We start from the raw sequence: 25,657 nt of genomic DNA, 5'->3' as shown, positions 1-25,657 counted from the left end.
CGGGGGCGCGAGGGTAGGGGCCGACGGGCCGACTCCGGTGAGCGGCCACTGCGGACCGACTCTTGTGAATCGACTCACAAGCCCGTCGTCCATTATCACCGAGCCTTACGCCCGCCCCGGGCCCGGACCCCCCGTCGTGCCCGACGTCACAGCCGCGCCACAGAACCGGACGCCCGGACCGGGCCGGCCCCGGAGGGCTCTATCCTGCTGCCGCACGGCCCGTGAACAGGGCCGACCGCGACGGATACGGGGGACCACCAGATGTTCAAGCCGGACTGGGACCGACGGACGTGCTCGCGGCGCGGGCACATCACCTACGCGCCCACCGAACCCGAGCTGCGCCGGCGCCTGCACACCGCCACCGCCGTCGGCGACGCCTGGCGCTGCCTGCGCTGCGGCGACTTCGCGCTCGGCGAGCCGCACGGCTCCGGGCCCGCGGACGAGGCCCCGCTCGTCCCCCGCGGCAAGGCCCTGCGCGACCTCTTCATCCTGCGCTTCCTCGCGGTCGAGCGGTTCCTGCGCGGACTGCTGATCGTCCTCGCCGCCTGGGCGGTGTGGAAGTTCTCCAACAGCCAGGACTCGGTGCGCCGGCTGTTCGACGAGAACCTGACCGTCTTCCGGCCGGTCACCGACCACTTCCACTGGGACCTCGAACACTCCCCGGTGGTCGACACCATCCGCAAGACCTTCGACTACGAGCACCGGACCCTGCTGGTGGTCGCGCTGGCACTGGTCGTCTACGCCCTGGTGGAGATCGTCGAGGCGGTCGGGCTCTGGATGGGCCGGCGCTGGGCGGAGTACCTCACCGTGGTGGCCACCGCCGCCTTCCTGCCGCTGGAGGTGTACGAGCTCACCGAGCACGTCTCCGCGTTGAAGGTCTGCACCCTCCTGCTGAACGTCCTGGCGGTGCTCTGGATCCTGCTCTCCAAGCGACTCTTCGGGCTGCGCGGCGGCGTGGTGGCGTTCGAGGCGGAACGGCACTCGGCCTCGCTGCTGGAGGTCGAGCAGGCGGCCGGGACGGTCCCCGACGGGGCGACGGCCGCGGTCTGAGCGGGGGGCGGCCGGGGCGCGGACTTTGTCGCAGCTGGGTACCAGAACGCCCCGCCCACTCCCACCCGGGCACCCGGGCCCGCTACATTCAGCCGGTGGCACAGTTTCGACTCCAAGGATCCAAGGTGCTCGCCGTCGACATGACGGGCGACGCCGTCAAGGCCAAGAACGGCTCGATGGTCGCTTACACCGGCCAGATCGCCTTCAAAAAACTGTCCGGTGGCGGTGACGGCCTGCGTGGCATGGTCACCCGCAGGCTGACCGGTGAGCAGATGGTGGTCATGGAGGCGAAGGGGCAGGGCACCTGCTACTTCGCCGACGCGGCCACCGAGATCAACCTGGTGCGGTTGAACGGCGAGACGCTCTACGTCGAGTCGGACAACCTGCTGTGCACCGAGGCGACCCTGCACACCGGCACCAGCTTCACCGGCCTCAACGGAATCTCGTCCGGCAACGGCCTGTTCACCACCAAGGTCGAGGGGCACGGCTGGGCTGCCGTCACCTCCAAGGGTCCGGCGATCATCCTGCGCGTCTCCCAGGGCATGCCGCTGCGGGTCGACCCGGGTGCGTACGTCGCGCACACCGGCAATCTCAACCGGAGCCTGAAGTCCGGCGCGGGCTGGACCACGCTGATGGGCGAGGGCGGCGGCGAGGCCGTGCAGGTGGAGTTCGCCGGCGACGGACTGGTCTACGTCCAGCCGTCCGAGAAGCTGACCGTCGGGGGTGACGTCTGATGCCGTTCACGAAGATCGACAACAAGATGGTCGAGGCACAGATGGTGCCCGGCCAGCGGGTCTTCAGCCAGCGCGGCGCGATGCTCGCCTACCGGGGCGAGGTCACCTTCACCCCGAACCTCACCGGCGGCCAGGGCGGCGTCATGTCGATGATCGGGCGCCGGGTGGCCAACGAGGACACCCCGCTGATGACGGTCGAGGGCCACGGCACCGTGATGTTCGGCCACGGCGGCCACAACATCCACGTGATCGACCTGACCGGCGACACCCTCTACGTGGAGGCGGACCGCCTGCTGGCCTTCGAGGGCTCGCTCCAGCAGTCCACCATGTTCATGGGCCAGCAGGGCGGGGTGATGGGCATGGTCCGCGGCCAGGTAACCGGCCAGGGCCTGTTCACCACCAAGCTGGACGGCCGCGGCGCGGTCGCCGTGATGGCGCACGGCGGCGTCATCGAACTGCCGATCACCCCCAACCAGCCCGTCCACGTCGACCCGCAGGCGTACGTCGCGCACCGCGGCGACGTCCGCAACAAGCTGTCCACCGCGCTGGGCTGGCGCGACATGGTCGGACGCGGCTCGGGCGAGGCGTTCCAGCTGGAGCTGTCCGGCCACGGCATGGTGTACGTGCAGGCGAGCGAGGAGAAGCTCTGATGTCCTACCCTCCCCAGCAGCCGCCGTACGGCCAGCCCGACCCGTACGGGCAGTCGCCCTACGGCCAGCCGACCCAGCCCGGGTACAACGCGCCGCCCCCGCAGGGCTACCCGCAGCAGGGCTACCCGCCGCCGCCCCCGCAGGGCTACCCCCCGCCGCCGCCCCCGCAGGGCTACCCGCAGCAGGGCTACCCGCCCCAGCAGCCCCAGCAGAACTACGCCCAGGAGCAGTTCGGCGGGGCCCAGGCGCCGCTGCCCAAGGCGCAGGACGGCTCCGGCCCGGTGGTGCACGACGCGCACAGCCTGCCGGCCAACGACAACGTCAACCCGTACGCCTTCTCGGTCGACCTGAACGGGTCGTACTTCCTGCAGAAGGGCAAGATGATCGCCTACTACGGCGACATCAGCTTCAAGGGCGTCGGCGCGGGCGCGGTCGACCGGATGCTCGGGCGGCACTTCAACTCGCCGCTGCACGCCTCGGACTGGGTGGTCGCCGAGGGCCGCGGCAAGATGCTGCTGGCCGACCGGGCCTTCGACCTCAACTCGTACGACCTGGAGAACGGCAACCTCACCGTCCGCTCCGGCAACCTGCTGGCCTTCGAGCCGACGCTGCAGCTGAAGCAGTCGATCATCCCGGGCTTCCTGACCCTGATCGGCACCGGCAAGTTCGTGGCGGCCTCCAACGGGCCGGTGCACTTCGTCGAGCCGCCGATCCGGGTCGACCCGCAGGCCCTGGTGGGCTGGGCGGACTGCCCCGCGCCGTGCCACCACTACGACGAGGCCTACATGCACGGGCTGATCGGCGGCCTGCGCCGGCTGACCGGCCTGGGCGGGGCGTCCGGCGAGGAGCACCAGTTCGAGTTCATCGGGGCCGGCCAGGTGCTGCTGCAGTCCTCCGAGACGCTGATGGCCGACCGCTCGGTGGGCCAGGTGCACGCCGAGGCGGGTGTCCCGATGGGCGGGGTGCCGCAGCAGCCGGGCGGTCACGCCGGCGGCCAGCAGTTGCCGAACGTGAACATCCCGGGGCTCGGTAACCTGGGTGACCTCGGACGACGGTTCGGTCTTTAATTTTGTACAACATTTAACCAATCGGGCTATGCTGTCCGTATGGACACGCACACCCCTCACTCCGCCGTCGTCTCCTCCTCGCCGTCGACCGACACCGAGGAGGAGACGACACCCTGGCTCACCGCCCGGGAGCAGCGGCTCTGGCGTGCCCACCTCGAGGTCAGCAAGCTGCTCGACTACCAGCTCGGCCGCGAGCTGCAGCCGCACGGCCTGGCGATCAACGACTACGAGATCCTGGTCGTGCTCTCCGAGGCTCCCGAGCGGCGGATGCGGATGACCGACCTCGCCACCGCCACCCTCCAGTCCAAGAGCCGCCTCTCGCACCAGATCACCCGGATGGAGACGGCCGGCCTGGTGCTGCGCCAGGAGTGTCCGGGCGACCGCCGCGGCCTCTACGCCCACCTCACCGAGCTGGGCTGGGAGACCATGCAGCGGGTCGCCCCCGACCACGTCCGCAGCGTCCGCCGGCACTTCATCGACCGCTTCACGCCCGAGCAGCTCGACGCCATGTACGCGGCGCTGGGCCCGGTCGCCGAGCACCTGCGCGACCTGCGCGGACGGGCCTGAGACCGGCCCCGGCGGGGCGGGCGCCCCGCGCGGGCCGGATGAAGTCCGGTCAGCCGGTCGCGGATGTCGCGCTCGCGAAGTTCGGTGACCACCCGGGCGGGCGTGGCGAAATCCCGGTCGACGTGCAGGACCGTCATGTCGTTGTGCACGGCGGTGGCGGCGACCAGCAGGTCCACGACGCCTGCGGAGCGATGCCGCCCCTTTTCGCGTCAGCCGGTACCGGGCACGGTCGGCCCGGTCCGTCGCATCCTCGGAAAGGCCCACGACAGAACCGAACAGGTCGTACAGGTCCTCTTCCGAGGCGTCCCGGCGGGCCGGGTCGCCAGCTGCACGGTGGGCCGGAGGTTCGGGGTACGGCGGATCAGCCGGGAAGGCCCTCCTGAGCACCGGCCGCACGGGCCGCCGGCGGCCGCTCAGGCCCCGGTGAGCCCCGCGACCAGCTGGTCGGCGGCGCCGTACGGGTCCAGCTCGCCGGCCGCCACCCGCTCCGCCAGGGCGTCCAGGTGGCGGTCCCCGTGCAGGTCGCCGATCCGGGCCCGCAGGGCGGTCAGGGCGATCGCCTCGATCTCGTCCGAGGCGCGCCGGCGCCGGCGGGCGGCCAGTTCGCCGTGCTCCTCCAGCCAGGCGCGGTGCTTCTCCAGCGCCTCGACCACCTCGTCCACGCCCTCGCCGCGGGCCGCCACCGTCTTGAGGATCGGCGGCCGCCAGGCGCCCGGCTCGCGGGCCTCGCCCAGGCCGAGCATGTGGTTGAGCTCGCGGGCGGTGGCGTCCGCGCCGTCCCGGTCGGCCTTGTTCACCACGAAGAGGTCGCCGATCTCCAGGATCCCGGCCTTGGCCGCCTGGATGCCGTCCCCCATGCCCGGTGCCAGCAGCACGACCGTGGTGTCCGCCTGGGCGGCGATCTCCACCTCGGACTGGCCGACGCCGACGGTCTCGACCAGGATCACCTCGCAGCCGGCCGCGTCCAGCACCCGCAGGGCCTGCGGAGCCGTCCAGGAGAGCCCGCCGAGGTGGCCGCGGGTGGCCATCGAGCGGATGAACACCTCCGGGTCGGTGGCGTGGTCCTGCATCCGGACCCGGTCGCCGAGCAGCGCGCCGCCGGAGAACGGCGAGGACGGGTCGACGGCCAGCACCCCGACCCGCTTGCCGAGCCGGCGGTAGGCCGAGACCAGGGCCGAGGTCGAGGTGGACTTGCCGACGCCAGGGGATCCGGTCAGCCCCACCGTGAAGGCCTGCCCGGTGTACGGCGCGAGGGCGGCCATCACCTCGCGCAGCTCCGGGGCGCCGTTCTCGACCAGCGAGATCAGCCGGGCCACGGCGCGCGGGCGGCCCGCCCGGGCCTGCTCGACCAGTGTCGGCACATCGACCATCAGGGCACTCCTCGATCGGGCTGCGGTTCTCGCCGCCGAAGACGGGTGGGCTGCGAACCGCTGCCGCCCCGCGCCGGTGGGCGCTTCGGGCGGGCCCGCGGTTCGCAGCCCAGAGGCTACGTCAGGTGGTCCCGGCCCGTCAGGCCTTGGGGACCCGCACGATCAGCGCGTCACCCTGGCCGCCGCCGCCGCACAGCGCGGCCGCACCGGTGCCGCCGCCGCGCCGCTGCAGCTCCAGCGCGAGGTGCAGCACCACCCGGGCACCGGACATGCCGATCGGGTGGCCGAGCGCGATGGCGCCGCCGTTGACGTTGACCTTCTCCTCGGTGACGCCGAGGTCCTTCATCGACTGGTGCGCGACCGCGGCGAAGGCCTCGTTGATCTCGATCAGGTCGAGGTCGGCGACCTCGATGCCCTCCTTGGCGACCGCGTGCAGGATCGCGTTGGACGGCTGCGACTGCAGCGAGTTGTCCGGGCCGGCCACGTTGCCGTGGGCACCGATCTCGGCGATCCAGCTCAGGCCCAGCTCCTCGGCCTTGGCCTTGCTCATCACGACCACGGCGGCGGCGCCGTCGGAGATCTGCGAGGAGGTGCCGGCGGTGATGGTGCCGTCCTTGACGAAGGCCGGGCGCAGCTTGGCGAGGCTCTCGACGGTGGTCTCGGCGCGGATGCCCTCGTCCTGGCTGAACAGGACCGGCTCGCCCTTGCGCTGCGGGATCTCCACCGGGACGATCTCGGCGTCGAAGACGCCGTTCTTCTGGGCGGCCGCGGCGCGCTGGTGCGAGCGGGCGGCGATCTCGTCCTGGACGTCGCGCGGGATGCCGAGGCGGGTGTTGTGCTTCTCGGTCGACTCGCCCATCGGGATGTTCTCGAAGGCGTCGGTCAGGCCGTCGTACGCCATCGCGTCGAGCATCTCGATCGCGCCGTACTTGTAGCCCTCACGGGACTTCGGCAGCACGTGCGGGGCGTTGGTCATGGACTCCTGGCCGCCGGCCACCACGATGTCGAACTCGCCGGCGCGGATCAGCTGGTCGGCGAGCGCGATGGCGTCCAGGCCGGAGAGACAGACCTTGTTGACGGTCAGCGCCGGGACGTTCATCGGGATGCCGGCCTTGACGGCGGCCTGGCGGGCGGGGATCTGGCCGGCGCCGGCCTGCAGCACCTGGCCCATGATCACGTACTGGACCTGCTCACCGGTGATGCCGGCCCGCTCCACGGCGGCCTTGATCGCGAAGCCGCCGAGGTCGGCGCCCGAGAAGCCCTTGAGCGAGCCGAGCAGCCGGCCCATCGGGGTGCGTGCGCCTGCGACGATCACAGAGGTGGTGTTGGTCATGGGACGGGCCCCTTCGCACGTCGTGGCCAGGTGTGAGGATGCGCTCAATGTACTGACACGTAACCCTTCCGTCACCGGAGCGGCGGTGTGATCAGGCGCACTGGCACTGTCCAGTCAACACCGTGTCAGGGCGGTCCGGGCGAACGGGCGCGGACGACCCGCCCGGGGCGCCCGGCGGGGGTCGGCGCGGATTGTGAGCAGGCTCGCACCGGCCACCCTGGCGTGCGCCGGTCGGATGCGCTGCACTGAGGTCATCCCGTCCGGCGGCCCCGCCGCCCCAGCCCTGGAGGCCCGAAGTGCTGACCCGCATCGACCACATCGGCATCGCCTGCTTCGATCTCGACAAGACGGTCGAGTTCTACCGCTCCACGTACGGCTTCGAGGTGTTCCACAGCGAGGTCAACGAGGAGCAGGGGGTGCGCGAGGCGATGCTGAAGATCAACGACACCGGTGACGGCGGCGCCTCCTACCTGCAGCTGCTGGAGCCCACCCGCGAGGACTCCACGGTCGCCAAGTGGCTCGCCAAGAACGGCGAGGGCGTGCACCACATCGCCTTCGGCACCGCCGACGTGGACGGCGACGCGGCCGAGATCCGCGGCAAGGGCGTGCGGGTGCTCTACGACGAGCCGCGGATCGGCTCGATGGGCTCGCGGATCACGTTCCTGCACCCGAAGGACTGCGGCGGGGTGCTCACCGAGCTCGTCACCTCGGCCGGCACGGAGCACTGACCGGGCCGCCGTCAAGCCCCGAAGAACGCGTCGGCGAGCCGTCGGGGCAGGCGCCGGGCGGGGCTCCGACCGGGGCTCCGCCCGGCCCGGCAGGCGCGCGCCGGGCTCCCGGGGGCCCGCCCCGGGGGCCGTCCCGGCACGATCCTTCCGGGCCGCCCGGGGCCGTCCGGCCGCCCCGGACCGGAGGTGACCGGCCGGTAACGTCTGGAAGGACCCCAAAAACCCCTACGTGGCCATTCCCCCGAGGTGCGCGACCACTACAATGCCCAGGTGCGCGAAGGCCTCGGGGAGGAAGAGGTCCGACGGGCACGGCCGAAGGCGGGTCAGGCCGGTGGAACTCCGGTCTTTCGCGCCGCCAGGGGAGTCCACAACGCGGGCACGGCTCAACAGTCGCAGTCCGGATCTGTCACCATTCTCCACAAGGCAAGAGTTCGCCCAGGAGTCCACCCGGACGGGGGAGCGCGGAAACACCGCGTACCACCGGCCAGGACCCCGACCGTGGCGGGCGGCCCCAGCAGGTCAGGGGGCGTCCACCGGCCGCGGATGCAAGGACCAGCCGCACCGGCTCCCGGACAGTACGGGGACGTCGGACGGCCGGGTCGAGGACGCGACCAGGAGATGGATGGGACCGCGGAGTGCGGGGCTACGACCGCTACGAGGCTGACGATCACCTCTCCCAGTTCGAGGCCGACATGGATCGGACTCGCAAGGAGCGGGACAAGGCCGTCGAGCATGCCGAGGACCTCGCCTACCAGGTGGAGGTGCTTCGGGCCAAGCTGCACGAATCCCGTCGGCAGCTCGCTCAGCCGCGCGCTTTCGACTCCGTCTCCGGCCAGGCCGAGCAGCTCCTGCGCAACGCCGAGATGCAGGCCCAGCAACTGCGCGCGGATGCCGAACGGCAGCTGCGCGAGTCCCAGGCCGCCACCCAGCGGCTGATGGCCGAGGCCGCCGACCGCACCGCCCGGCTGGAGGCCGAGCTCGCCGACCGCCGCCGCCAGCTCGACGCCGAGCTGGCCGAGCTGCGCCGCAGCGCCGAGCGCCACGTCAACGAGAACGTCTCCTGGGCCGAGCAGACCCGGGCCGGCACCGAGCAGGAGGCCCAGCGCCTGCTCCAGGAGTCCCGCGCGGAGGCCGACCGGCTGGTCGCCGCCGCCCGCGCCGAGGCGGCCGCCCTCGCCGACCAGGCCCGCGCGCAGACCGCCGCCGACGTGGACGCCGCCCGCGGCGAGGCCCAGGCCGCCGCCGAGGCCGCCCTGCACCGCGCCCAGACCGACGCCGAACGCCTGCTGCGGGCCGCCTCCGAGCAGGCCCAGCAGGCCAGCGCCCAGGCCGAGGAGATGCGCGGCACCGCCGCCAACCAGGCCCAGCAGCAGCTGGCCGGCGCCCAGGCCGCCGCCGAGCACCAGCTCGCCGCCGCCCAGGCCGAGATCGGCCGGCTCAAGGAGCAGGCCGTCGCCGACCAGGCCCGCGCCGAGGAGACCCTCGCCCGCGCGCAGGCCGAGATAGAGCGACTGCGCGCCGAGGCCCTGGCCGAGGCCGAGCGGGCCCGCCAGGAGGCCGCCGAACTGCGCGCCCGGGCCGAGGAGGCCGCCGAGCAGCTGCAGGCCGACGCCGAGGCCGCCGTCGAGCGGCTGGTGGCCGGTGGCGAGGCCGCCAGCGAGCAGCGCTCGCAGACCGCCCGGGCCGAGATCGCCCGGATGGTCGCCAACGCCACCAAGGAGACCGAGCGGATCAAGGCCGAGGCGGCCAACGCCAAGGCCGAGGCCGACGCCGCCAAGGCCGCCGCCGCCGAGGAGAGCGAGCGGCTGCGGGCCACCGCCGAGAGCGTCGCCGGCCAGCTGCGCGCCGAGGCCGAGGCCGCCATCGCCGAACTGCGCGCCGAAGCCGAGCGGGACGCGGCCGACCTGCGCGCCCAGGCCGAGGCCACCGCCGAGCAGTTGCGCAACGAGGCCCAGGAGCAGGGCCGGGCCGCGGGCGCCAAGGACGCCACCGTGCACCTCGCCAAGGCCGCCAAGACGGCCGAGGAGGTGCTCGGCCGGGCCGAGCGGGACGCCGGGACGGCGCGCGGCGAGGCCGCCGCCGAGGCCGAGCGGATCCTGGCAGCGGCCGCCGCCGAGGCCGAGCGGCTGCGCGAGCAGGCCCAGGCCGCCGTCGAGCAGGCGCAGAACGCCGCGCTGGACGACGCGGCCGGCATCCGCGAGCGGATGCAGCAGATGCAGGACGAGGCCGCCGGGCTGCGCGCCGAGGCCGAGGAGCTGCGCTCGCAGGCCGCCGCCGAGGCGGAGCGGGTGCGCGGCGAGGCCCGCCGGCAGGCCGTGGTGCAGATCGAGGAGTCGGCGAAGAACGCCGAGGAGCTGCTCACCCGCGCCAAGACCGACGCCGACGAGCTGCGGGCCGGCGCCGCCGACGAGGTCGAGCGGCTGCGCGGGCAGGCCAAGGAGCGGGCCGCCGAGATGCAGGGCCGGGCCGAGCAGACGCTCAGCCGGGCCCGCGCCGAGGCCGAGAAGCTGGCCGCCGCCGCCGAGCAGCAGCACCGGGACGCGATCGCCGCGGCCAAGGCCGCCGCCGCCGAGAACCGCGCCGCCGCCGAGCGCGAGACCGCCGAACTGCGCCGCGAGGCGACGGAGTTCGACGAGCGGGTGCGCAGCGGCGCGAGCGCCGACGCGCAGGCCCTGCGGGCCGAGGCCGAGGCCGCCGCCCAGGCCCTCGCCGCCACCGCCGAGGCCGAGGCCGAGCGGCTGCGGACGGAGACCGGCACCGAGCTGGCCGCGCTGCGCGCCGAGGCCGAGGCCGCCGCCGAGGCGCTCCGCGAGGAGAGCCGCCAGGCGTACGAGGACGCCGCCGCCGGGCTGCTGCGGGAGCGTGAGCTGACCGCCGAGCAGCTGGCCGCCGCCCAGGCCGCGCACGAGCGGGCCGAGGCGGTCGCGGCCGAGCTGGCCGAGCGCACCGAGGCCGAGGCCACCGCCGTCCGGGAGGCCGCCGAGAGCGAGGCCGCCCGGCTGCGGGCCGAGGCCGCGCAGGCCCTGGAGGCCGCCCGGACCGCCGCCGTCGCCCAGCTCACCAAGGCCGAGGACGCCTCCGGCAAGCTGCGCGAGCAGGCCGAGCAGGCGCTCGTCCGGGCGAAGGAGCAGGCCGAGGCGCTGACCGCCGAGGCGACCGCCGCCGCGGACACCGCCCGGGCCGAGGCCGAGCAGGCGCTCGGCGAGGCCCGGGAGCGGGCCGCCGAACTGGCCGCCGAGGCGCAGGCCGCCGCCGAGGCCCTGCGGGCCGAGGCCGCCGCCGAGCTGGAGCGGGCCCGCGCCGAGGCGGAGAAGTCGGCCGCCGAGGCCGCGCGCACCGCCAAGGAGCTGGTCGCCGCCGCCGAGGACGAGGCCGCCGAGGTCCGCCAGTCGGTCGCGGGGATGCACGAGGCCGCGTCCCAGCAGGTCGCCGAGGTGCGGGCGGCCGCCGAGCGCGAGGCCGCCGAGACCAGGGAACTGGCCGCGCTGGAGAGCGCCGAACTGCGGGAGAGCGCCGAGCGCGACAGCGCCGAGCTGCGCGGGACCACCGACCGGGAGACCGCCGGGCTGCGCGAGCGCGCGGAGCGCGAGACCACCGAGCTGCGCGCGACGGCCGCCGCCGAGACCGAGGCGCTGCGCGAGCGGACCGCCCGGGAGCTCACCGCCGACCGCGAGGCCGCCGAGGCGGAGCTCGGCCGGCTGCGGGCCGAGGCGCAGGCCTACGACGAGCGGCTGCGGGCCGAGGCGCAGGCCGAGCTGCGCGGCGCCCAGGAGCTCGCCGAGCGGCAGCGCGCCGAGTCCGAGGAGCTGGCCCGGCGGACGGTCGCGGAGGCCGAGCAGCGGGCCGACGCCACCATCGCCGAGGCCGAGGAGCTCGCGGCCGGCCTGCGGGCCGAGGCCGAGGAGTACGCGCTGGCCACCCGCTCGCTGGCGGACGACTACGACAGTTCGACCCGGGCCCGCGCCGAGGTGTTCGACACCGAGACCCGGGACCAGGCCGAGCAGTTCGACCGGTCCACCCGCGAGCAGGCGAAGTCGGTGCTGGAGAAGGCCTTCGCGGACGCCGAGTCGCTCGGCGAGGACGCCCGGACGACGGCCCTGGCCACCACCGCCGCCGCCGAGGAGCAGGCCGACGCGATGGTGGCGGCGGCCCGCAAGGAGTCCGACCGCCTGGTGGCGGTCGGCGAGGCGGCCGGCCAGGCCGAGGTCGAGCGGGCCCGCGCCGACGCGGACGCCCTGCTCTCCGAGGCCCGCCGGGACGCCACCGCGATCCGCGAGCGGGCCGAGGAACTGCGCGAGCGGACCGACTCCGAGGTGGAGGCGCTGCACGAGCGGGCCCGCAAGGAGAACGCGCAGGCCATGAAGTCGGCCGGCGAGCGGGTGGACGCGCTGGTGACGGCGGCCCAGGAGCAGCTGACCGAGGCCGAGGAGCTGGCCGTCGCGGCGGTCGCCGAGGCCGAGGAGCGCGCGGCGGCCCTGGTCGCCGCGGCCGAGGAGCGGGCGGCCGAGCTGGCGTCCGAGGCCTCGGCGGAGGCGAGCAAGGTCCGGATCTCGGCCGTCCGCAAGGCCGAGGGCCTGCTGAAGGGCGCCGAGCAGAAGCTCGCCGACTCCACCGACCGGGCCGAGGCCCTGATCGCCAAGGCCCAGGCCAGGCTGAAGGAAGCCCAGGACGAGGCCGAGGAGCGGATCGAGGCGGCCTCCACCGAGGCCGAGAAGAGGCTCCGGGCGGCGGACGAGACCGCGGACGAGCAGATCGCGCTGGCCGCCGAGGAGGCCGAGCGGCTCCGGGCGGAGGCCCGGGCCGAGGCCGAGCGGGTCACCGACGAGGGCCGGCGCGAGCTGGACGAGCTGGTCCGGCGGCGCAAGGACATCAACACCGAGATCTCCAGGGTCCAGGACGTGCTGTCCGCCCTGGAGGCCTTTGAGGCACCGTCACCGGTCGCGCAGGCGGCCACCGGCGGATCTGCCGGCGGGGGATCGGCCAACGGGGGATCGAACAGCAAGAACAGCGGCTCCGGAGGCCGCGAGGCGGCGCCCAAGGCCGGCGCCGGGGTGGGCGCTCCCCGTTCGGGTGGCAATCGCTCCGGTGGCGCGCCACCCGATTGAGCGGTCATTGTCCGCGAAGCATCGGCATTTCGCCGATGACACTCCGGTAACGTGTCAGGATTCCCTCAACCACCTCAGCGGTTTGACGACAGGAAGCCCAAAATCCCATGAGCGACAGTCACTCCCCTCACGGCTTCGACCTGGTGCGCCGTGGGTACGAGCGTGCCCAGGTCGACGAGCGGATCACCAAGCTGGTGGCCGACCGTGACAGCGCCCTGACCCGCATCGGGGCCCTGGAGAAGCGCATCGAGGAGCTCCACCTGGAGACCCAGAGCGCCCAGGCCGCGGTCACCGAGTCCGAGCCCTCGTACGCCGGTCTCGGCGCCCGGGTCGAGAAGATCCTCCGTCTCGCCGAGGAGGAGGCCGCCGACCTGCGCAACGAGGCGCACCGCGCGGCCGAGCAGCACCGCGAGCTGGCCGAGGCGGCCTCGCAGCAGGTGCGCACCGAGGCGGAGAACTACGCCAAGGACCGCAAGGCCAAGGCCGAGGACGAGGGTCTGCGGATCGTCGACAAGGCCAAGAGCGACAGCGCCCAGCTGCGCAACGAGGCCAACAAGGACGCGGCGACCAAGCGCGAGGAGGCGGACGCCCTCTTCGAGGACACCCGCACCAAGGCCGCCCAGGCCGCGCTGGAGTTCGAGACCAACCTGGCCAAGCGCCGCGAGCAGTCCGAGCGTGACCTGGCGGCCCGCCAGGCCAAGGCCGAGAAGCGCCTCGCCGAGATCGAGCACCGGGCGGAGCAGCTGCGCCTGGAGGCCGAGAAGCTGCGCACCGACGCCGAGCGCCGCGCCCGCCAGACGGTGGAGACGGCCCAGCGCCAGTCCGAGGACATCGTGGCCGACGCCAACGCCAAGGCCGACCGGATCCGCAGCGAGTCCGAGCGCGAGCTGGCGGCGCTCACCAACCGCCGCGACAGCATCAACGCGCAGCTGACCAACGTGCGCGAGATGCTCGCCACGCTGACCGGCGCGGCCGTGGCCGCCGCCACGCTGCCGACCGACGACACCCTGGGCGTGCCGGCCCAGCAGTCGCGCTGACGCTCCGGCCGACGGACCGTCGGCGGGCCCCCATCCTTCGGGGTGGGGGCCCGCCGCGTTTTCCCGGCGCGTTTCCCGGTGGGCCGGACCGGGCGCGCGGCCCGGCCGCTCAGATCGGGTAGGCGCCGTCCGGGCGCTGGTGGCCGCAGCTCAGCTGGTTGCCGTCGTCGTCGGAGACCGTCCCGAACCACGAGGTGCACCAGACCGAGATGGAGTCGGGCCAGTACTGCACCTCGAAGGGGTGGCCGAGGCCGTGGTCGCCGTACGAGGTGACGATGAAGGTCTCGCCGGGCTTCAGCCAGTAGTCCTCGCCGAGCGGTTCGAGGGTCAGCTCGGTCAGTTTGTCGCCGCAGTTGGTGACGGGCATCCGCCCGGACACCTCCAGTGCGGAGAAGTCCCAGGTGGCGGCCTCGTCCCCCGGCGCTCCCGGCCGGTCCGGCCGGTCGGGGCCCGCGCCGCCGCCCGCTCTGCCGCCCGCCCCGCCGTCGGTCCCGCCGCTGTCGCCGTTCCGCATTCCGCCGCCCCTTCCCTGCCCGCCGGTCCCCTGTCCGCCCGTCCCCTGCCCGCCCGCGCTCCCGCCGCCGCCCCGGCCGTCCCCGGTCACCGGGCCACCCGGGCGAGCAGGGCGCGGACGGCCGCGTTGAAGGCCTCGGGAGCCTCGATCGCGCTGAGGTGGCCCGCGTCGGGGATGACGGTCAGTTCGGCGTCCGGTAGCGCGTCGGCCATCAGCCGGGCCTCGGCGAGCGGGGTCACGGTGTCCGCCGCGCCGACCACCACGGCCGCCGGGACGTCGAGGCCCGGCAGCACGTCCAGGGTGTCGGGCCGGGCGGCCATCGCGCGCTGGGCCCAGGCGACGGCCTGCGGGGAGGCCTCGGCGATCATGCCCCGGACCCGCTCGGCGAGGTGGCCGGAGGCCGGCCCGAGCAGGTTGTCCTCCATCCGCTCCTCGGCCAGCAGCCGGACGCTGTCCCGGGCCAGCACGGCGGCCGCGATCCGCTCCCGGTTGGCGCGGGCGGCGTCGGTGTCGGCGGTGGCCTTGGTGTCGGCGAGCAGCAGCCCGGCGAGCCGGCCCGGGTGGCGCCGGGCGAAGGCCAGCGCCACGTAGCCGCCCATGGAGAGCCCGCCGAGCACGGCGCGCTCGATCCCGGCGGCGTCCAGCAGCAGGGCGACGTCGTCCGCGACGAGGTCCAGCGAGGGCTGGTCGGTGCCCAGTTCGGTCCGGCCGAAGCCGCGCTGGTCGGGGGCCAGCACGCGGGCCTCGTCGCCGGTCAGGCCGGGCAGCGCGTCCAGTTGCGCGCTCCACATCGAGGCGCCCAGCGGGAAGGCGTGCAGCAGGACGAGCGGGGTGCCGGTGCCGCTCTCACGGACGGCCAGTGCGGTGGGGAGCCGGTTCATGAGGCCCACCGTAGCGGCACACCGGGCGGGCGCGGCCGATGAGCCCTTATGTCCGGATTGTCGTAATCTGACGGAGAGTGAGGGAGAACCGATGATCGAGTTGCACGAGCTGACGAAGCGGTACGGCGACACGCTCGCCGTCGACCGGCTGAGCTTCCAGGTGCCGCAGGGCGTGGTGACCGGGTTCCTCGGCCCCAACGGCGCCGGCAAGTCCACCACCATGCGGATGATCCTCGACCTGGACCGGCCCACCAGCGGCTCGGTCACCATCGACGGCCGGCGCTACGGCCGGCTCAGCGAACCGCTGAAGTACATCGGCGCGCTGCTGGAGGCCAAGGCCGTCCACCCCGGCCGGACCGCCTACGACCACCTGCTCTGGCTGGCCCAGAGCAACCGCATCCCCAGGCCCCGGGTCGACGAGGTGCTGGACCTCGTCGGCCTCACCTCCGTCGCCCGCAAGCGCTCCCGCGGCTTCTCGCTCGGGATGGGCCAGCGCCTGGGCATCGCCTCCGCACTGCTGGGCGACCCCGAGATCGTGATGTTCGACGAGCCCGTGAACGGCCTCGACCCCGAAGGCATCCTCTGGATCCGCAACCTGATGAAGCGGCTCGCCGCCGAGGGCCGGACGGTCTTCGTCTCCTCGCACCTGATGAGCGAGATGGCGCTCACCGCGGACCACCTGGTGGTGATCGGCCGCGGCCAGCTGCTCGCCGACCTCTCGATGCCCGAGTTCATCCGGCAGAACTCCCGCACCGCCGTCCGGCTGCGCACCCCGCAGCCCGAGCGGCTGCTGGACGCCCTCGACAGCGCGGGCATCCGGGTCGAGGGCGGGCCCGAGGGCTCGTACGAGGTGGTCGACGGCGACCTCGCCAAGCTCGGCGAGCTGGCCGCCGCCAACGGGGTCGTGCTGCACGAGCTGAGCCCGCAGCAGGCCTCGCTGGAGGAGGCCTTCATGCAGATGACCGCCGACTCGGTGGAGTACCACGCCGGCGGCGGCGCCCCCCGGCCGGCCGGGGCCGTCGGGCCGGCCGCCGGCGCGCCGGGCGCCTGGGGCGCCGCCTGGCAGTCCGGCAAGGCGGGGCCGGGCGGAGGGCCCGGCCCCGGCACCGCGCCCCCGAACGCGAAGCCCGAGGAGGAGAACTGAGATGGCGTCCTTCCCCGCGGTCCTGCAGTCCGAGTGGACGAAGGTCCGCAGTGTCCGCTCGACGATCTGGACCCTGGCGCTGACCTTCGTGGTCACGGTCGGCCTCGGCGCGCTGCTGTCCCTGCTGACCAACAACAACTTCGAGGAGTTCACCCGGGGCGACAACGGGCCCTTCGACGCCACCGGCACCGCCTTCTCCGGCATCATGCTCGGCGAGCTCGCCATCATCGTCTTCGGCGTGCTGGCGGTCGGCAACGAGTACAGCACCGGGATGATCCGGGTGTCCCTGGCCGCCGTGCCGCAGCGCGGCACCCTGCTAACCGGCAAGGCCGTGGTGCTCGGTGCGCTGGCCTTCCTGGTGGCGCTGGTCACCGCCTTCGTGACGTTCTTCCTCGGCCAGTCGCTGCTCGGCAGCCACTCCACCGGCCTGGGCGAACCGCACGTGCTGCGCGCGGTGTTCGGCGCGGCGTTCTACCTGACGATGCTCTGCCTCTTCTCGGCCGGCGTCACCGCGATGCTGCACAACCAGACGCTGGCCCTCGGCGTGCTGGTGCCGTTCTTCTTCCTGCTCTCGCCGATCCTCTCGGCCGTGCCCAAGGTGAAGACCCTGGCGCACTACTTCCCCGACTACGCGGGCTCCCGGATGCTCCGGGTGTACGAGCAGAGCGGCCAGCCGTACGGGCCGTGGGCGGGCTTCCTGATCTGCCTCGCCTGGACGCTGGCGGCCCTGGTGGGCGGCGCCCTGGTGCTCCAGAACCGGGACGCCTGACCCACGGCGGCCGCGGGGCCGCGCACTCGGCCGCGGGCGCGGCGCCCCTCAGTAACGCGGGGCGCCGCGCCCGCGCTGGATGTTGGAGGCGCGCCGCTCACGCGCACCCCAGCAGGCGCGGTGCCAGTGCCGCCGGTCGTCCACCCCGGCGCCGAACTCCGGCCAGGCCACCACGTGCCCGACCCCCGGCGGGATCTCCTGGTCGCAGCCCGGGCAGCGGTAGTAGCGCCCGGCGGTGCCGGCCACCGTCTGCACCACCCACTCCTCGCCCTGGTAGCTCTCGGTCCGCCGCAGGGAGCCGCCGAGCGGCCCCGGGCCGGGCTCCTCGCGGTCGGCGTTGCTGATCCGGTTGCGGCGGGGAGACACGTGGGCGACCTCTCTGCAGGGGCTCGGAAACCCTTCCAGGGTACGGGCCCCGCGCGATCCTCCGTGGCCCTACCACGGCTTCGGCCGGCACTCCGGTGTTTCCGGTGAGATCCACCCGATCTTCCGCGAAATAGGTGAATCCGCGTGCCATTGGCACATGACATGGGTTACTCACGAGGTGACGAGGCGGGGCCCGCAGACCCTGCGCGACCCCCAGGAGGCTGCCCATGACCAAGACCAGCGCCCGCGCCGAGGCACACCCGACCGTCGGCGTCCGGCCGCCCGCCGTACCCGCAGGGGCCAAGTCGCTGCCCGGCCGGCCCGGTGCGCCGCTGCCGGCCGGCCCGGCGCCGCTGGCCGAGAGCGGCGGCACCCGGCCGGCGGCCACCGAGGCACTACGGGTCGGCGCCTTCCTGCTGTCCGCGCAGTTCCCCGGCCAGAGCCACGCCGAGGTGCTGGAGCGCACCGTCGGCGCCACCGTCACGGCCGAGCGCGCCGGCCTGGACGCCGTCTGGCTGGCCGAGCACCACTTCGTCCCGTACGGGGTATGCCCGGACGCGGCCACCCTCGCCGCGCTGCTGCTCGGCCGCACCCGGCGGATCGGCGTCGGCACGGCGGTGAGCGTGCTCTCCACCCGGCACCCGGTGGCCCTCGGGGAGCAGGCCGCGCTGCTGCACCTCACCTCCGGCGGACGGTTCACGCTCGGGGTGGGCCGCGGCGGGCCGTGGATCGACCTGGACGTCTTCGGCAGCGGGCTGGACGCGTACGAGCAGGGGTTCCCCGAGCGGCTGGACCTGCTGCTGCGCTGGCTGCGCGAGTCCAGGGTCGGCGCGGACGGCCCGCAGTTCAGCTTCCCCGAGGTCGCCGTGGTGCCGCGGGCGGGCGAGCCGCTGCGACGGACCGGGCTGTCCTCCTGGCTCGGCCTGGAGCCGGGTCAGGCCGTGCTGCCGGGCCTCGCCGGGCGGCTCCCCCGGCAGCGGGTGGACGGGCTCCGGCCCGAGCCGGCCGAACAGCGCCAGGCCCCCGAGACGGCCGGCGAGCGGCCCCAGGCCGGCCCGCCGCTCGTGGTGGCCTGCACCTCCCCCGGCGGCGTCCGGCTGGCGGCCGAACGCGGCCTGCCGATGCTGCTCGGCATGCACTCGGGGGACGAGGACAAGCAGGAGATGCTGGCGCTGTACAGCGCCGCCTGGCGGGCCTGCGGCCGCTCCGAGGAGCAGCTGGCCCGGATCCGCGGGGAGCACGTCGCGGCGGGCGTGGCCCAGGTCGAGGACGGCCCCTCGGCGGCCCGGGCGACCCTGCTGCGTTCGATGCCCGGCTGGTTCGAGTACGGGCTCGGCGCGCACCGCACGGTGGACGGGCGCGAGCGCAAGATGCGCGACCCGCACGAGTACACCGCGCTGCTCTGCGACCTGCACGCGGTGGGGACACCGCGGCAGTGCGCGGACCGGCTGCTCGCCACCGCGGAGCGGACCGGCATCCGGCGCTTCGCGCTGCTCACCGAGGGCAGCGGCGACCACGAGGCCACCCTGCACAACATCGCCCGGCTGGGTTCCGAGGTGCTCCCGCAGCTGTCCTGAACGCGCGGACGCCCGGGCCACCCTGCCCCACCTCCGGTGACGCGCTCGGCGCGCGCGGAGCTGGAGCGGGGTGACCCGGGTCGTTCGGCCCGCTCGATGACGGGTCAGCAGTCCCGCAGTTCCTCGGACTGGTTGAGCAGCTGCTCCCGGACGGACGTGAAGCGCTGGTAGCGCGCCACGTTGTTCTCCGACGGTGCGAAGACCGCGACCCGGTGGCAGTTCTGGAAGGCCAGCTGGACGCCGAAGTGCCGTTGCAGGGCCCCTCGGATCGCGTCGCTGGCCAGGGCGCGCAGCAGCTGGCCGCGGGCCTGCTCGCTGGGCGGCGGAACGTGGTTGTCGGCGAAGTCGGTGCCGTCGACCTTCAGCTGGGCGACCAGCGAACTGATCAGCTCCCAGGCGTACGGCAGGGAGACGCGGACGCAGTCGACGAATTCCCGCTCGTCGACCTCGCCCCGCTCGGCCTTCTCCAGGAGGGCCGGTGAGACGTCGAGCGACATGGGTTCTCCTCTCGCGGTCCACCCGCGCGCGGCGCCCGGGTGGTGGTGCGTGTGTACGGATGGTGCCGTTCCTTGCTCAGGTTGGTGCTTCAGGTGGTGCCGTTGTTCCCGTTGTTCCCGATCGCCGATTCGTGCACGATCGTGGTCCTTGGCCGATCGCCGGTGGTGCGCGATCACCGGGCCCCATTCGACCGCCGGTCGTGCGCGATCACTGGGCCAGGGGCTGGTGGGGCTCATGCGACGGGGGGTGTCCGGTGAATGTCGGTGGTGCGGAAATTGCACCGAGGGAATGCGGTGAGGGCCTACGACCACCCGGGGCGGACACCGGCCCGTCGGCCCGGCCAACTGGCCCGACGCACCGGCGGACCGACGGTCGGACGATGCCGGACCACCCGGGCCACCCCTGGTCGGCTCCGCCGGGTGGGGGCGGCAGCCGCTCGGAACAGCGTGTCAGCCATTGGCCCGCAGAACAGGCGAATCCGCTGATTTCCTAGGAATTCGCGCGCCGCCGGAGCAGGTTTGGCCGGATTCGGCCGGATCTCGCATCCCGTGTCCCCATCCCCGTGTCTCCGTCCCCGTCGACGACTCGTCCCGCAAGCACTCAGTCACACACCGTAGCCGCCAGTGGGTAAGCGCGCCAGAGTGCGGCGGGCAACCGGTCGGACCGCCGAACCTCCATGTTCGCCGTCCCCCCGGTTTCTTCACCCCGCCGTACCGGAATCGCATCAACTGGCCCCGGTGGGCTAGCGTGGTCGACCGTGCGTCTCGTAATTGCCCGTTGCTCAGTCGACTATGCCGGTCGGCTCTCCGCCCATCTGCCGTCCGCCACCAGGCTCATCCTGGTCAAGGCCGACGGCAGCGTCAGCATTCATGCCGACGACCGCGCCTACAAGCCGCTCAACTGGATGTCGCCACCGTGCTCCCTGAAGGAGACGGAAGGCACCTGGACGGTCGTGAACAAGGCCGGCGAAAAGCTGATCATCACTTTGGAGGAGGTGCTGCACGACTCCTCGCACGAACTCGGGGTGGACCCGGGACTCGTCAAGGACGGCGTCGAGGCCCACCTCCAGGAGCTGCTCGCCGACCGGATGGAGGTGCTCGGCAGCGGCTGGGCGCTGATCCGCCGCGAGTACCCGACCGCGATCGGCCCCGTCGACATCCTCTGCCGCGACTCCGACGGCGCCACCGTCGCCGTCGAGATCAAGCGACGCGGCGAGATCGACGGCGTCGAGCAGCTCACCCGCTACCTGGAGCTGCTCAACCGCGACCCGCTGCTCGCCCCGGTGAAGGGCGTCTTCGCCGCGCAGGAGATCAAGCCGCAGGCCCGCGTCCTGGCCACCGACCGGGGCATCGGCTGCGTGGTGCTGGACTACGACGAGCTGCGCGGCATCGAGGACGACAAGCTCAAGCTGTTCTGACCCGCGGGCGCTACAAGGGCGGCGCGGCCGACGTCGTGCTCGGGTTCGGGGTGGTCGGCGTGACGCTGGGCGTCGGAGACGAGGGCGTCGGCGACGGAGTCGACACCGGAGGGGGTGTCGTCGTCACCGGCGGGACCACCACCGGCGGCTGGCTCGTCCCCGGCGGCTGCGGGCCGCCCGGGCTCGGGCTCGCCGACTTCGTCGGCGTCTTCTTCGGCGAGGGCGACGCCGACGCGGAGCCCGAGGGGGACGGACTGCCGCTGGTCTCCGAGGCCTCCGGCGACGGGGAGTCGGTCCCGCCGGGCGAAGCGCTGTCGGAGGCCGAGTCGCTCGGGGCGGGGATCGTGTAGTTGCCGGTCAGACTGCCCGGCTGGTCCGGCGCACCGTTGTGCGGGGTGGTACCGCCCTTGGGGGTGTCCTGGCCGGCCACGCTCAGGCCGACCGCCGTACCGAGCACGCCGAGCGCCAGCACGGCCGCCGAGGCGGCGATGACCGTCCGGCCCCGGCCGCCCGCCTTCGGGATCATGCCGAAGCGCCAAGGCACCTGCGCGATGGCCCGGATGACGGGCCGTCGGGTGACCGCGGGAAGGTCCCCCTCCCCCGCCGTGAGCGCCTGGGTGTCCTCGCGCAGCAGGTCCAGCATCCGGCGGGCCGGCGCGGCGCCGCGCTGCTCGCCGAGCGCGACCCGCAGGGCCACCGCGGCCTCCAGCTCCGCCACCGCGCGCTCGGGCGTCCGCCGGCAGAGCGCGTACACCCCCAGCTCGTGGTGGAACCAGGCCTCGTCCGGGCCGGAGCCGACCGCGCGGGCGGCCTCCAGCCCCAGTTGCAGGGCCCGCTCCCAGGCTCCCCAGCGCAGCGCCAGGGCCAGCGCCGGGGCGGCCGCGCGGGCCAGCCGCAGCACGGCGGCGGGGCGGCCGGCGGCGCGGTCGGCGAGCATCGCGCCGATCACCACCTCGGCCTCGGCCGCGACCTGCTCGATGCTGACCGAACTGTGCCCGACCCACCAGGCGAAGTGGGTGGCGGCGCCGTTGGTGCTGCCGGCGGACGGCCAGTGCGGCTCCAGCAGCTCCAACGCGCCTGCGGTCAGCCGGTGGTGGCCCCCGATGGAGACCGCCAGGCCGCAGTCGGTGAGCTCGTGCAGGGCGCTCTCGCCGTGGCCGACGTCGATCAGTGCGGGCAGGTGCGGCGCGGTCGGACACTCGCCGCCGAGCGCCACCGCGAGCCGCAGCACGGCCTGGGCGGGCTCGCTGAGCCCCTCCGCCAGCCGCAGCGCGGGCGCGGCGCTCTCGGCGACCGTCGGCAGCGCCACGGTGCGGCGCAGCTCGGCCTCACGGACGGCCGGGTCCTCGTCCACCTCCGGGTGCTCGACCGCGCCGAACACCCCGCGGCGGTCCTCCTCGGCGGCGACCAGGGCGTCCACGGCGACGTCCCGCTGACGCAGCAGGGCGGCGGCCTGGACGAAACGCAGCGGCAGACCCTCGGACTCGAACCACAGGTCGACGGCCCAGGCCCGCTCGGCCTCGTCCAGGGCGCGGCCGGCCAGCCGGGCCGTCAGGGCCAGGCAGGCGGCGCGGGACAGCCCCGCGACCAGGTGGTCCTCCAGGCGGGAGTCCAGGGCCAGTGCGGGGCTGTCGGGGGCGACCGAGATCAGGAAGGCGCAGTCGGGCGCGGACGCCAGCAGCGCCTCCAGCTCCTCCCCGGCCGACTCGACCTCGTCCACCACCACGACGGCGCCGACGGTGGCGAGGTGGCGGGCGAGCTGCTGCGGGTCCGGGCGGAAGCCGGGGGCGTGGTGGGTGGCCGAGAAGAGGGCCTGCAGGAGGTCGGCGGCGCTGCGACGGTGGCCGCAGAGCTGGACGACGCCGTCGGGGGCCAGCTCGCCGGCCGCCGCGGCGACGGCGGACAGCAGGGCGCTGCGTCCGGAGCCGGCCTGGCCGACCAGGCGTATCGAGCGGCCTTCGGCCAGCTTGCCGAGCAGTTGGGCGATGTCCGCCTCGCGGTCCAGCAGCGGCAGGTCGGCGGGGCCGGCGCCGAGGGCCAGCGGGCCGACGGCGGGGCTGGGGCCGAGCGTGCCCCGGCTCGGACCACCGCGCTCAAGCCGGCGCGGGCGGGGGCGCCAGTCGTCGGGGCAGGGCCGGGCCTCCGAGCCGTCGGTCGAGCCGACGGTCACCAGCAGGTCGCCGGAGACGAGTTCGCCGGTACGCGGGCGCACGCCCTCCTGCCGAAAGTCGCCGGTTGGCTGTCCCACGTATCGCTCCGCCCATGCTCGGCCGCCCGGCCCGGGGCCGGGGCGTTGACGACGTTCGAGCGGCCTTGCGCGGGCAGGCTTTTGGGTCCCGGCGGCCGTCTCCTGACCGCAGACTCTCGCACATTCGTGCCGCCTCGTGCAGCGCGGGCCCCTGGTGGGGGCGCCGAGGCTGCCTGTGACCTGCCCCGTTCGCACCCGACATGTACGCGACGGCGGCCCGGCGGGGGCCGACCGGGCCGTACGACGGGCCGCCGGGGGCGGTGCGTGGGCCGTGGGAGGGGTCCGGGAGGGGTGCGCGGGAAGGGCGGGCCGTGCGGGCGGCGGGAGGACCTGGGCGGTCAGAGCAGCGGGGCCACGACCGGCTGGCCGGCCACCGGGCCGAGCCCGGGGAGAGTGGCGCCGCGAACGTCCGACACCGTGCCCTCGACGGCCAGGATGCGGTGCAGCCGGGTGGCCACCAGCAGGCGCTGCAACTGCGCCGGGACGGCCCGCAGGACGAGCCGGCGGCCGAGCCGCCCGGCCCGGCGGTGGGTGCCCATGATGACGCCGAGGCCGGTGGCGTCCCAGGACTCCAGCCGGCCCAGGTCCAGCACGAGGTCGCCCTGCCCGCCGTCCACGGCCTGGTGCAGCAGGACCCTGGCGTCGGCGGCGCTGCGCACGTCGAGGTGGCCTTCGAGGGCCAGGGCGGTGTGGTCACCGATGATGCGCATGCTCTCCTCCTCCGCTCGTAGGCCTGCCCGAGGGCCTCGGCCTGCCGCCGGCCGCCCGCCACGGGCTGCCGGCCGCAGGTTGCCTTGTCGTGCCGGTCGGTCCGCGCCGGCCTGGGTGCGGCCGGTCCCGGTCCGACAGGTTCTCGTACGGGGTTCCGTGCCGCAGGGATTCCTCCGGACGGGCCGGGCGGCACCTGCCCGGGCCCGGACCCCGGCGCGCGCACCGGGGCTCCCCCTCATCTGACGGTGAACCAGCTCCGCAGGTTGCTGCTGCGGCCCAGACCTGAACCAACTTCACTCGTCCGAGGGAATATACGCAGTAAGTCCCCATACCTACGCTCGATTACCGCCCAAATCACCCGTCTGCGGCACCTGCGTGAGGAAACTCACCCACCCCCGGGCGGGCGGGCCGTACGATGTCCGATCCGCACGGCCCGCCGGGCACCGGCGCCCCGATCCGGGCACCTTCCCGACTAGCTCCCGTACGGGTAGAAACCGCGGCCGCTCTTGCGGCCGAGGTCGCCCGCCGTGACCATCCGCGCCATGATCTCCGGCGCGGCGAACTTCTCGTCCTGGGTCTCCTCGTAGATGTTGCGCGCGGCATGCAGCAGGATGTCGACGCCGGTGAGGTCGGCGGTCTGCAGCGGGCCCATCGGGTGGCCGAAGCCGAGCCGGCAGGCGGTGTCGATGTCCTCGGCGGAGGCGACGCCCGACTCGTACAGCTTGGCGGCCTCGACGACCAGCGCGGTGATCAGGCGGGTGGTGACGAAGCCGGCCACGTCGCGGTTGACCACGACCACCTCCTTGCCCACCCCCTCGGCGAACTCGCGGACCACGGCCAGCGTCTCGTCACTGGTCTTGTAGCCGCGCACCAGCTCGACCAGCTTCATCAGCGGCACCGGCGAGAAGAAGTGCACACCGACCACGGACTCCGGGCGGGCGGTCGCGGCGGCGATCCGGGTGATCGGGATGGCCGAGGTGTTGGAGGCCAGCACCGCGCCCTCCTTGACGATCTTGTCGAGCTCCCGGAAGACGCCCTCCTTGACGTCCAGCCGCTCGAAGACCGCCTCCACCACGATGTCGGCGTCGGCGACCGCGCCCAGGTCGGTGGTGGTGGTGATCCGGCCGAGCGCCGCCTCGGCGTCCGCCGCGTCGAGCTTGCCCTTGGAGACGAACTTGTCGTACGAGGCGCGGATCCCGTCCAGGCCCCGCCGCAGCGCCTCCTCGGTGACGTCCCGCAGCACGACCGGGTGGCCGGCCTGGGCGGCGACCTGGGCGATGCCGGCGCCCATCAGTCCGGCGCCGATCACGGCAATCTGCTTGCTGGGTACGTTGCTCATGGCTGGTCTCCCGGGGTGCCGTTTGACCGCCCCCGGCCGCCGGGCCCGATGCTCGGGCGGTCGGCTCAGGGCGGTGCCTGAAGGCGGCCCTGGGCAGGGGTCACCCCCAGGAGCCGCGCCGCTCACCGCCGGACTCTAACGCCCCGGCAGGCTCCGTGGTGAGATTGGCCGGTGTGATCTGCGTCCGGCGGGGCGCACCGGCGCAAGGAGGGATCGTGCGGAGCCTGGCGTTCCTGCTGCTGACCGCCGCCGTGATGGCGGTGCTGGTCCTGCTGCTGCGCTGGACGTACGGCGGCGGGTCCTCCCTGGTCGAGCGCCGCCCCCGGACGGGCCGCCCGGACGAGTACGGACTGCTGGTGGCCGTCGCCGCGCCGCCCGACGCCGAGCAGGCCCGGCGGCTCGCCGCCCGGCTCGACGCGGCCGGCCTGCGGCACACCCTGGTGCGGACCGCCGAGGGGCCGCGGCTGATGGTCTGGCCGGCCGACGCGGAGGCCGCCAGGCACCTGCTGCGGCGCGGCTGAGCGAGCGCCGGCGCGGGCCGGCGTCCGCCAC

22 protein-coding genes are annotated in these 25,657 nt (G+C 74.3%); 13 read left to right on the top strand and 9 right to left on the bottom strand.

Annotated elements, in window-relative coordinates; translation table 11 throughout:
• The first annotated feature begins 261 nt into the window (after positions 1–261).
• The 5 genes from J2S46_RS26170 (at position 262) to J2S46_RS26150 (ending at position 4,068) form a co-directional block, all read left to right on the top strand.
• Entirely contained in the window at positions 262–1,050 is a 789-nt protein-coding gene (locus J2S46_RS26170; protein ID WP_191289525.1) for a DUF2127 domain-containing protein, read from the top strand.
• A gap of 95 nt (positions 1,051–1,145) precedes the next feature.
• Positions 1,146–1,784, top strand: a complete 639-nt coding sequence (locus J2S46_RS26165) for an AIM24 family protein (protein WP_073926094.1) — start codon at positions 1,146–1,148, stop codon at positions 1,782–1,784.
• Positions 1,784–2,434 carry an AIM24 family protein gene (locus J2S46_RS26160; protein WP_191289524.1) on the top strand — a complete coding sequence of 217 codons (651 nt, stop codon included), beginning with the start codon at positions 1,784–1,786 and terminating at the stop codon, positions 2,432–2,434. Before J2S46_RS26165 ends, J2S46_RS26160 begins: the two co-directional genes overlap by 1 nt.
• A gap of 251 nt (positions 2,435–2,685) precedes the next feature.
• Positions 2,686–3,501, top strand: coding sequence for an AIM24 family protein (locus J2S46_RS26155; protein WP_191289604.1), 816 nt, complete (start codon positions 2,686–2,688; stop codon positions 3,499–3,501).
• Positions 3,502–3,540: 39 nt separating this feature from the next.
• Complete coding sequence (locus J2S46_RS26150; protein WP_191289523.1) at positions 3,541–4,068, top strand: MarR family winged helix-turn-helix transcriptional regulator; 528 nt, start codon at positions 3,541–3,543, stop codon at positions 4,066–4,068.
• Between the two features lie 413 nt (positions 4,069–4,481).
• On the opposite strand, the gene meaB is transcribed toward J2S46_RS26150, so the two are convergent.
• Together meaB and J2S46_RS26140 are read right to left on the bottom strand one after the other, a co-directional pair.
• On the bottom strand, positions 4,482–5,438 hold the full coding sequence (gene meaB / locus J2S46_RS26145; protein WP_191289522.1) for a methylmalonyl Co-A mutase-associated GTPase MeaB: 957 nt from the start codon (positions 5,436–5,438) through the stop codon (positions 4,482–4,484).
• A 139-nt stretch (positions 5,439–5,577) separates the two neighbouring features.
• Positions 5,578–6,771 (bottom strand): acetyl-CoA C-acetyltransferase, encoded by a 1,194-nt coding sequence (locus J2S46_RS26140; RefSeq protein ID WP_191289521.1) that lies wholly within the window; start codon positions 6,769–6,771, stop codon positions 5,578–5,580.
• 296 nt (positions 6,772–7,067) lie between these two features.
• Between J2S46_RS26140 and mce the strand changes: the two genes are divergently transcribed.
• The 3 genes from mce (at position 7,068) to J2S46_RS26125 (ending at position 13,641) form a co-directional block, all read left to right on the top strand.
• On the top strand, positions 7,068–7,499 hold the full coding sequence (gene mce, locus J2S46_RS26135) for a methylmalonyl-CoA epimerase (RefSeq protein ID WP_073926099.1): 432 nt from the start codon (positions 7,068–7,070) through the stop codon (positions 7,497–7,499).
• A 635-nt stretch (positions 7,500–8,134) separates the two neighbouring features.
• Positions 8,135–12,604, top strand: a complete 4,470-nt coding sequence (locus J2S46_RS26130) for a polarized growth protein Scy-related protein (protein ID WP_191289520.1) — start codon at positions 8,135–8,137, stop codon at positions 12,602–12,604.
• 107 nt (positions 12,605–12,711) lie between these two features.
• Positions 12,712–13,641, top strand: a complete 930-nt coding sequence (locus J2S46_RS26125) for a coiled-coil domain-containing protein (RefSeq protein WP_073926101.1) — start codon at positions 12,712–12,714, stop codon at positions 13,639–13,641.
• 109 nt (positions 13,642–13,750) lie between these two features.
• On the opposite strand, the gene J2S46_RS26120 is transcribed toward J2S46_RS26125, so the two are convergent.
• Together J2S46_RS26120 and J2S46_RS26115 are read right to left on the bottom strand one after the other, a co-directional pair.
• Positions 13,751–14,155 carry a hypothetical protein gene (locus J2S46_RS26120; RefSeq protein ID WP_191289519.1) on the bottom strand — a complete coding sequence of 135 codons (405 nt, stop codon included), beginning with the start codon at positions 14,153–14,155 and terminating at the stop codon, positions 13,751–13,753.
• Between the two features lie 86 nt (positions 14,156–14,241).
• A complete protein-coding gene (locus tag J2S46_RS26115) occupies positions 14,242–15,036 on the bottom strand; it encodes an alpha/beta fold hydrolase (protein WP_191289518.1) in 795 nt (264 codons plus the stop codon).
• 91 nt (positions 15,037–15,127) lie between these two features.
• Between J2S46_RS26115 and J2S46_RS26110 the strand changes: the two genes are divergently transcribed.
• Both J2S46_RS26110 and J2S46_RS26105 read left to right on the top strand, forming a co-directional pair.
• The gene (locus tag J2S46_RS26110) at positions 15,128–16,180 is read left to right on the top strand and encodes an ABC transporter ATP-binding protein (RefSeq protein WP_191289517.1); all 1,053 of its coding nucleotides are present in this window, start codon (positions 15,128–15,130) and stop codon (positions 16,178–16,180) included.
• A 1-nt stretch (position 16,181) separates the two neighbouring features.
• Positions 16,182–16,949 carry an ABC transporter permease gene (locus J2S46_RS26105; protein ID WP_191289516.1) on the top strand — a complete coding sequence of 256 codons (768 nt, stop codon included), beginning with the start codon at positions 16,182–16,184 and terminating at the stop codon, positions 16,947–16,949.
• Between the two features lie 48 nt (positions 16,950–16,997).
• Here the strand turns inward: J2S46_RS26105 and J2S46_RS26100 are convergent, their stop codons facing one another.
• Complete coding sequence (locus tag J2S46_RS26100; protein ID WP_191289515.1) at positions 16,998–17,315, bottom strand: Rv1322 family protein; 318 nt, start codon at positions 17,313–17,315, stop codon at positions 16,998–17,000.
• A gap of 227 nt (positions 17,316–17,542) precedes the next feature.
• Between J2S46_RS26100 and J2S46_RS26095 the strand changes: the two genes are divergently transcribed.
• Positions 17,543–18,892 (top strand): LLM class flavin-dependent oxidoreductase, encoded by a 1,350-nt coding sequence (locus J2S46_RS26095; RefSeq protein WP_191289514.1) that lies wholly within the window; start codon positions 17,543–17,545, stop codon positions 18,890–18,892.
• Between the two features lie 104 nt (positions 18,893–18,996).
• Here J2S46_RS26095 and J2S46_RS26090 read toward each other — a convergent pair whose 3' ends face one another.
• A complete protein-coding gene (locus J2S46_RS26090) occupies positions 18,997–19,389 on the bottom strand; it encodes an SCO5389 family protein (protein ID WP_073926107.1) in 393 nt (130 codons plus the stop codon).
• 758 nt (positions 19,390–20,147) lie between these two features.
• Between J2S46_RS26090 and nucS the strand changes: the two genes are divergently transcribed.
• The gene (gene nucS, locus J2S46_RS26085) at positions 20,148–20,807 is read left to right on the top strand and encodes an endonuclease NucS (protein ID WP_191289513.1); all 660 of its coding nucleotides are present in this window, start codon (positions 20,148–20,150) and stop codon (positions 20,805–20,807) included.
• A gap of 10 nt (positions 20,808–20,817) precedes the next feature.
• Here nucS and J2S46_RS26080 read toward each other — a convergent pair whose 3' ends face one another.
• The 3 genes from J2S46_RS26080 to J2S46_RS26070 all read right to left on the bottom strand — a co-directional run bounded on the left by J2S46_RS26080 (position 20,818) and on the right by J2S46_RS26070 (position 25,105).
• On the bottom strand, positions 20,818–23,055 hold the full coding sequence (locus tag J2S46_RS26080) for an ATP-binding protein (protein WP_191289512.1): 2,238 nt from the start codon (positions 23,053–23,055) through the stop codon (positions 20,818–20,820).
• A gap of 338 nt (positions 23,056–23,393) precedes the next feature.
• The gene (locus J2S46_RS26075; protein WP_191289511.1) at positions 23,394–23,765 is read right to left on the bottom strand and encodes an STAS domain-containing protein; all 372 of its coding nucleotides are present in this window, start codon (positions 23,763–23,765) and stop codon (positions 23,394–23,396) included.
• A 473-nt stretch (positions 23,766–24,238) separates the two neighbouring features.
• Positions 24,239–25,105: a 3-hydroxyacyl-CoA dehydrogenase family protein gene (locus J2S46_RS26070; protein WP_191289510.1), complete on the bottom strand. Its 867-nt coding sequence runs from the start codon at positions 25,103–25,105 to the stop codon at positions 24,239–24,241.
• 215 nt (positions 25,106–25,320) lie between these two features.
• Between J2S46_RS26070 and J2S46_RS26065 the strand changes: the two genes are divergently transcribed.
• Positions 25,321–25,626 (top strand): hypothetical protein, encoded by a 306-nt coding sequence (locus tag J2S46_RS26065; RefSeq protein ID WP_229912611.1) that lies wholly within the window; start codon positions 25,321–25,323, stop codon positions 25,624–25,626.
• Positions 25,627–25,657 lie beyond the last annotated feature (31 nt).

Origin of the sequence: Kitasatospora herbaricolor, assembly GCF_030813695.1 — a bacterium.
GTDB lineage: Bacteria > Actinomycetota > Actinomycetes > Streptomycetales > Streptomycetaceae > Kitasatospora > Kitasatospora herbaricolor.
Note: the sequence above shows the minus strand (reverse complement) of the source record. Positions and strands in the feature narration are given on the sequence as shown.